The sequence below is a fragment of the Curtobacterium sp. UCD-KPL2560 genome (assembly GCF_001705035.1).
Classification (GTDB): domain Bacteria; phylum Actinomycetota; class Actinomycetes; order Actinomycetales; family Microbacteriaceae; genus Curtobacterium.
This window is the reverse complement of the sequence record NZ_MCIG01000036.1, coordinates 23,555-30,015: the sequence shown is the minus strand read 5'-3', so window position 1 is coordinate 30,015 and position 6,461 is coordinate 23,555. Positions and strand designations below refer to the sequence as shown.

Genomic DNA, 6,461 nt, shown 5'->3' with positions numbered 1-6,461 from the left:
CCCCGGTTTTGGCCTCCCCAGAGGTATAGGGCCAATCCCTCCCCGCCGTTTTTTCCACCACACCCCAAAACGCGCACCGCAGGCCGCCTCGTACGACCGCAGCGTCTTGCGCGGGTCATCAGCCGTTCTCGCTCGCGCAACAGCGCACACGGGCGCTGACGGCGCGAACCGTTACAGGAGGCAGCCATGCCGAAGTTCCGCAAGAAGCCCGTCGTAATTGACGCCGAGCAGTGGGACGGAACGGCCAGCGACGCCGGCCGGATCATCAGCTGGATCCTCGACAACCACCCCGACTCGCAGGTGCCGTCGTTCGCTGAGACGAACGAGACCGAGCACCGGCAGCACGCCGAGCTGCGCATCTCGACCCTCGAGGGCGTCATCACCGCGTCTCCGGGCGACTTCATCATCGTCGGCGTCCAGGGCGAGACCTACCCGTGCAAGCCCGACATCTTCACCTCGACGTACGAGCCGGTCGGTGGCTAGATCGGCAGCAGCTCGCCGCGCTGGTACACCTGACCGGTGACGGTGATGTAGCGGCCGGTGCTGTACCGCTCGACGTGCAGGCCGTCGTCCTGCGTTCGTACGGTGCCGGGCCCTGGCTCGGCGGTGCCCCAGATGTGCAGGCCGTCGCCGGACGGCGAGACCTCGATGTGGTGCCTCGGGTACGCATCGAGGAACCGTGCGGCAGCCGCGGTTGGGACGCCGTCGACCAGGCAGTGGTCGAGGTCGATGCACGCGAATCCGTCGCCGAGCACGAAGCCGAGTCCGGCACCGACCGTCGACGACGCGGCCGCCTTGTACGAGGCCCACGTCCGCGGGTTGGTGCTGCTCGCGAGAGTCCCATCGACCGTGAACGGCATCTTGCCGACGTCGCGGCGGACCCATCGGTCAGCCGCAGCCATCGCCTTCGGGATCGGATTGCGGTGCGCGTAAACGCGGCACTTGCTCGAGCAGAACCGGGCCTGCCGGTTCCGCGCGACGATCGACCGACCGCACCACTCACACGTCCTCACCCGTCCATTGTAACGGTTTTAGGCCCGGAAACCCGGGAGTTCCGAGGTTCATCATGGCGAAGGGCACGCTGCGTGCGGTCGGCCCGGACGAGAAGCCGCCCTCGCCGCCGAAGAAGCTCACCATCCTCGAAGCCATCGACGCGGGCGACCGCCTCGCCGAGCTCGAAGCCACCCACCGTCGCATCGGCCGCGCCGTGCAGGACGAAGAGACCCCCGCCCGAGACCTCGCCTCCCTGACGCGCCGGCAGATGGAGATCTCGAAGGAGATCGAGGCGCTGCGTCGTCAGGTCAAGGAGGAGCGAGCGGATGCCGCCAAGCTCGACGACGAAGCGTTCGACGCGGAAGCTATCTGAGGTCGCCCGGCACGTCATCGTTCCCACCGGCATCGTTTCGACGGGGTGGCCGGCGGTCGAAGCGCGCATCAAGGAGTTCGGCGACCAGTTCGACGAGTGGCAGCGCGGCAGCTCGAAGCTGATCCTCGCGAAGCGGGAGAACGGCGACTACGCGGCGACCGTCGGCGGCATCACGCTGAGCATCCCCCGTCAGGTCGCGAAGACGTACATGATCAGTCGGATCATCTTTGCCCTGTGCACACTGTTCCCGAACCTCACTGTTCTCTGGACCGCGCACCGTACCCGCACCGCGACGAAGACGTTCGCATCACTTCGCGGCTTCGCAGGCCGCAAGTCCGTCGCCCCGTTCGTCGCCAATGTCCGCGCCGTGAACGGCGAGCAGGAAATCCACTTCACCAACGGCTCCGTAATCATGTTCGGCGCTCGTGAGGGCGGCTTCGGCCGTGGCTTTGACGAGGTCGATATCGAGGTGTTCGACGAGGCGCAGATCCTCACCGAGAAGGCGCTTGAGGACATGGTCGCGGCGACCAATCAGTCCCGGTTCCCGGCTGGCGCGCTGCTGTTCTTCATGGGCACCCCGCCACGCCCGTCTGACCCGTCGGAAGCGTTCAAGCTGCGCCGCCGCGAGGCGCTGGCAGGCGAGACCGAGGACGCGGTGTACATCGAGTGCTCCGCCGACGAAGACGCCGAGCCCGACGACCGTGAGCAGTGGGCGATCGCGAACCCGTCGTACCCGCACCGCACCCCGCTGCGATCCATGCTGCGTTTGCGGAAGAACCTCCCGTCCGACGAGTCGTGGAAACGCGAGGCGCTGGGCATCTGGGACTCCGATCAGCAGGGTTCGCGGCTCATCACTGAGGAACAGTGGCGCGACACGGGCATTCAGACGGCACCGGCAGATGGTGTGCGCTCGTTCGGTGTCGCGTTCTCGCTCGATGGTTCCCGCGTCGCTGTGGCTGGTGCCGCAAAGCACGAGGACGGCGTGCACGTCGAGCTGGTCGATGCGCAGTCCGGGCACATGGGGTCGGGTATCGCATCGCTCGCGGATTGGCTGGCAGAGCGGTGGCGGAAGACGGCACTGATCGCGTTGTCGGGTCGCGCCGGCACTGAGGCGTTGCGGACCGCGCTGGTCGAGCGTGGCGTTTCGAAGTCGGCGATCCATGTTGTGTCGACGCCGGAGTACTTCGGGGCGAACTCGATGTTCCTCGACGCGGTGAAGGACAAGACGGTCACGCACCTCGCGACCGAAGGGCAAGCCGTACTCGATCGGTCCGTTTCTGTCTCTGACAAGAAGATGCGTGGCACCTCGGGTACGTGGGGGTGGAATGCGACGGTTCCTGGCGGCGACGAGACGCCTGTTGAGGCAGTGAGTGTCGCGTACTGGGCGGCCCGAACAACTAAACGAGTCCCCGGACGGAAGCAGGAGCGGATATGAGCGTCGTGTCGGCGTCCTGGCAGGTTCCCCGGTTTGTGGCAGGAGTCTCGGACCAGGAGCTCGACATCATCCGTGGCCTGTTCGTTACGTTGGCGGAGAAGTACCCGCGGAACGTGGTCCGGTCGATGTACTTCGACGGGAAGATGCCGTTGAAGCCGACGGGGAACATCCCGCAGGAGGCTATGCAGCGTATTCAGGCGGTGTCGGACTGGCCGGAAAAGGCTGTTTCGGCGCTTGCTGAGCGGTCCGTGTTCGAGGGTTTCGTCACGCCGGGCGGCTTGCAGGATCCGTTCGAGTTGGGCGGCATCCTCGACGCGAACCGGTTCGATCTCGAGCTGCCGCAGGCGATTACGTCGGCGTACAAGCACTCGTGCTCGTTCATCACGACTGCTCGTGGCGACGTGCAGGCTGGCGAGCCCGAAGTGGTCGTTATGGCGCGTTCGGCTGAGTGGTCGACGGCGATGTGGGACAAGCGCCGCCGTACGGTGTCTGCGGCGCTGACGTTGAAGGACTGGGATTCGTCCGGGCAGCCGAGCTCGATGGACGTGTTCCTCCCCGACGTTGTGCTGTCGATGACGAAGCGTCCGTCGGGCTCGTGGGTCACTGAGCGCCGCCCGAACGCGCTGGGCGAGGTGCTGGTCGAGCCATTGGCGTATGACCCGCAGATCGACCGTCCGTTTGGCCGGTCGCGGATCAGTCGCCCGGTGATGAACATCACGGATCACGCCCTGAGCACGATCGTGCGCACCGAGATTTCGGCGGACTTCTACGCGGCGCCTCGGATGATGGCGCTCGGTGTGACGAAGGATGCGTTTGCGAGTGGCAAGTGGGAAGCCGCGATCGATCGTTGGTTCGCGATCACGAAGGACGAGGACGGTGACGTCCCGACTGTGCAGCAGTTCGCGCAGATGACGATGCAGCCACTCACGGACCTGTATCGCATGTATGCAACGCAGTTCTCCGGCGCCACGGGTGTGCCTGTCGCGAACCTTGGGATCGTGACGGACAATCCGCCGTCGGCTGAGGCGTTGTTCGCTGACGACCGCCGGCTAGTGAACACTGCGAAGCGGCAGAACCGCATCATGGCGTCGTCGTTGCGGCGTGTGGCGCAGAAGATCGTCCGCCTCCGTGACGGGTCCGGCCTGACGCCGGAGCTGCAGCAGCTTGACGCGTCGTGGGCTAACCCGGCGTTCACGTCGCCGACTGCAGCAGCAGATGCGCTGCAGAAGCTGTCGCTGGTGTTCCCGTGGCTGTCTGAGTCGGAGGTTGCGCTTGAGTTTGCGGGCTTCTCGCAGACGGAGATCACGCGGCTTCTGTCGGACAAGCGGCGCTCTCAGACGACGAATGCGCTGAGTGCGCTGTCGCAGCTGGGTAAGACGACGGGAGCGCAGACGGGTGACAACCAGGGCTGACGTGACGCAGCTTCGTGATGCGGGGCGCGGTGTTGTCGCGTTGGCGCAGCAGGATCTGCGCGCGTTCTGGGACACGCTCGACTTGTCCCGGCCGGAAGCGGCGCGGGACGAGCTCGTTGAGTTCGTCCCGCAGCTGGTTCGAGAGTACGGCGACGTGGCGGCCACGGTCGCGGCGGAGTGGTACGAGCAGGTCCGGTTCGACGCGGTTGGCCCGTTCAACGCGACGACGGTGAACGCGACGGATGCCGGGCAGGTGCAGGGCGGTGTCCGGTATGCCGCCGGCAACTTGTTCGGCGATGACCCGGCGTCGATGCTGGCGGTGCTTGTTGGCGGTGTGCAGCGCTACGTGCTCGCGTCGCAGCGGGGAACGGTTGCGCGGAACGTGCAGCTGGACCCGTCGAAGCCTCGGTTCGCTCGAGTGCCGACGGGCGCGAAGACGTGCGCATGGTGCACGCTGCTCGCCTCCCGCGGCTTCGTGTACCTCACGAAGAGCACTGCGGCGGCAACTGACCACTACCACGACGACTGCGACTGCCAGGCGGTCGCGGAGTGGGAAGCGGACCGGCACTACATCACCGGCTACGACCCGGACGCGATGTACGACAAGTACCTCGAAGCGCGGTCCGCGGCAGACGCTGCAGGTCTCCGCCTGACGGACAAGAACATCGCGACTCAGATGCGCGCGCTCTACCCGGACGCGTTCACCGACAGTCACACCCACTAGACCACCCGCATGGTGCGGGTTCAACGCCTACCCGAGCGGTAATCGGGGCATGAAGGAGCAGAACGATGGATTTCCCCGTCACGATCGACGACCAGGACTCGTTCGACGCGCTCGTCAAGGATCGGCTTGCCCGTGAGAAGACGAAGCTCGATGAGGCCGTGTCTCGCGCTGAGACTGCTGAGGCGAGCATCGCCGCGGTGGAGAAGGAACGCGACGAAGCCGTCAACCGTGCCACCACCGCTGAGGAGCGTGCAACGGACCTCGCCGGGAAGGTGGAGACGTTCGAGTCGCAGAAGCAGCTGAACGACTGGCGTGCTGAGGTCGCGAAGGCGGCCGGCGTGCCGGCGAACGCGCTGCGGGGAACCACCAAGGAAGAGCTCGAGGCGCACGCGTCAGAGCTCAAGCCGCTCATCACGGCCTCTCGTGGGCCGATCATCCCCGGTCAGGGCGACGTGCCCGAGACCAAGACGGACACCGCCGCAGCAGCGGACCGGGAGTTCGCCGACTTCCTCACCGGTCACCACTCGGCCGACTGAACCCAAGGAGCATCATGCCCACCCTGAACACTTCGGGGCTGTCGTCCTTCGACATCCCCACCAACCAGCTCGGCCGTATCGCCGAGCGCGTGCAGAACGACTCTGTTCTCGCGGCGCTGTCGCCGGAGCGACCCACGCTGTACGGCGACGTCAAGGCGGTGAAGATGTCGCGCAAGCCGCGCGCGCAGATCGTCGCCGAGGGCGCGCAGAAGACCTCCGACACGGCGGCGTGGGACAACGTGATCGCCTCGCCGATCAAGTTCCAGACGACCGTCCGCATGACCGACGAGGTCAAGTGGGTCGACGAGGACCACCGCCTTGAGATCGTCCAGGATCTCACCGACGCTGTCGCCGAGTCGGCGAGCCGAGCGGTCGACCTGATCGGCATCCACGGCATCAACCCGATCACGGGCACCCGGGCCACCTCGGTCACGTCGTACCTGAACCAGACCACCAACCGGACGACGGCCGGCTCCAAGCCCACCGACGAGCTCATCGCAGCGGTCGGCGGCATTGCCGGCGGCAACTACCAGGCGACGGGCATGGCGCTCGACGCCGGGTACGCGTTCTCGCTCGCCACCGAGCAGTACAACGATGGCCGCGACCGCAACCCTGGGCTCGGCTTCGGTACTGGCCTCCAGAACTGGAAGGGCCTGCAGGTCGCGACGTCGTCGACCGTGTCCGGTCAGCCCGAAGCTGCCGACACCAAGCTCCGCGCGCTGGTCGGTGACTACACGCAGGTGAAGTGGGGCTTCCAGCGCCGCTTCCCCGTCGAGGTCATCGAGTACGGCGACCCGGACGGCGGCGGCGACCTCAAGGGCAACAACCAGATCGCGTACCGCGTGGAGGGCGTCATCTACGTCGCGATCTTCGACCTGGACGCGTTCGCCGCTGTCGACGCGCCCACAGCCTGATGCCGCTCTTCGTCACGCCGACTGGCGTGGAGATCGAACTGTCGGAGGCTGCCGCGTCGCGTGTGGGTTACAAG

The 6,461-nt window shown here is 66.3% G+C and carries 8 protein-coding genes; 7 read left to right on the top strand and 1 reads right to left on the bottom strand.

All coding sequences use genetic code 11. The annotated features are described in order from the left end of the window. Positions 1 to 186: 186 nt before the first annotated feature. Positions 187 to 483, top strand: coding sequence for a hypothetical protein (locus BEP24_RS09880; protein WP_065962865.1), 297 nt, complete (start codon positions 187 to 189; stop codon positions 481 to 483). Here BEP24_RS09880 and BEP24_RS09875 read toward each other — a convergent pair. Beyond that, positions 480 to 902: a hypothetical protein gene (locus BEP24_RS09875; protein ID WP_216093128.1), complete on the bottom strand. Its 423-nt coding sequence runs from the start codon at positions 900 to 902 to the stop codon at positions 480 to 482. The two genes, BEP24_RS09880 and BEP24_RS09875, sit on opposite strands and share 4 nt — an antisense overlap. 164 nt (positions 903 to 1,066) lie before the next feature. Here BEP24_RS09875 and BEP24_RS09870 point away from each other — a divergent pair, with 164 nt between their 5' ends. From BEP24_RS09870 to BEP24_RS09845, 6 genes are all read left to right on the top strand, one after another. Further along, a complete protein-coding gene (locus tag BEP24_RS09870) occupies positions 1,067 to 1,366 on the top strand; it encodes a hypothetical protein (protein ID WP_141693421.1) in 300 nt (99 codons plus the stop codon). Continuing rightward, positions 1,320 to 2,801, top strand: coding sequence for a hypothetical protein (locus BEP24_RS09865; RefSeq protein ID WP_065962860.1), 1,482 nt, complete (start codon positions 1,320 to 1,322; stop codon positions 2,799 to 2,801). The genes BEP24_RS09870 and BEP24_RS09865 overlap by 47 nt, the downstream gene beginning before the upstream one ends. Beyond that, positions 2,798 to 4,213 carry a phage portal protein gene (locus BEP24_RS09860; RefSeq protein WP_065962856.1) on the top strand — a complete coding sequence of 472 codons (1,416 nt, stop codon included), beginning with the start codon at positions 2,798 to 2,800 and terminating at the stop codon, positions 4,211 to 4,213. Before BEP24_RS09865 ends, BEP24_RS09860 begins: the two co-directional genes overlap by 4 nt. 1 nt (position 4,214) lies before the next feature. Further along, complete coding sequence (locus BEP24_RS09855; protein ID WP_065962854.1) at positions 4,215 to 4,937, top strand: hypothetical protein; 723 nt, start codon at positions 4,215 to 4,217, stop codon at positions 4,935 to 4,937. A 65-nt stretch (positions 4,938 to 5,002) separates the two neighbouring features. Continuing rightward, entirely contained in the window at positions 5,003 to 5,473 is a 471-nt protein-coding gene (locus BEP24_RS09850; RefSeq protein ID WP_065962851.1) for a hypothetical protein, read from the top strand. 14 nt (positions 5,474 to 5,487) lie between these two features. Beyond that, a complete protein-coding gene (locus BEP24_RS09845; RefSeq protein ID WP_065962849.1) occupies positions 5,488 to 6,387 on the top strand; it encodes a hypothetical protein in 900 nt (299 codons plus the stop codon). Positions 6,388 to 6,461: the final 74 nt, after the last annotated feature.

What these genes read in the sequence shown, in the direction of transcription:
- BEP24_RS09880 (WP_065962865.1), top strand. Translation starts at nt 187, where the DNA reads ATGCCGAAGTTCCGCAAGAAGCCCGTCGTAATTGACGCCGAGCAGTGG.
- BEP24_RS09875 (WP_216093128.1), bottom strand. Translation starts at nt 902, where the DNA reads ATGGCTGCGGCTGACCGATGGGTCCGCCGCGACGTCGGCAAGATGCCG.
- BEP24_RS09870 (WP_141693421.1), top strand. Translation starts at nt 1,067, where the DNA reads ATGGCGAAGGGCACGCTGCGTGCGGTCGGCCCGGACGAGAAGCCGCCC.
- BEP24_RS09865 (WP_065962860.1), top strand. Translation starts at nt 1,320, where the DNA reads ATGCCGCCAAGCTCGACGACGAAGCGTTCGACGCGGAAGCTATCTGAG.
- BEP24_RS09860 (WP_065962856.1), top strand. Translation starts at nt 2,798, where the DNA reads ATGAGCGTCGTGTCGGCGTCCTGGCAGGTTCCCCGGTTTGTGGCAGGA.
- BEP24_RS09850 (WP_065962851.1), top strand. Translation starts at nt 5,003, where the DNA reads ATGGATTTCCCCGTCACGATCGACGACCAGGACTCGTTCGACGCGCTC.
- BEP24_RS09845 (WP_065962849.1), top strand. Translation starts at nt 5,488, where the DNA reads ATGCCCACCCTGAACACTTCGGGGCTGTCGTCCTTCGACATCCCCACC.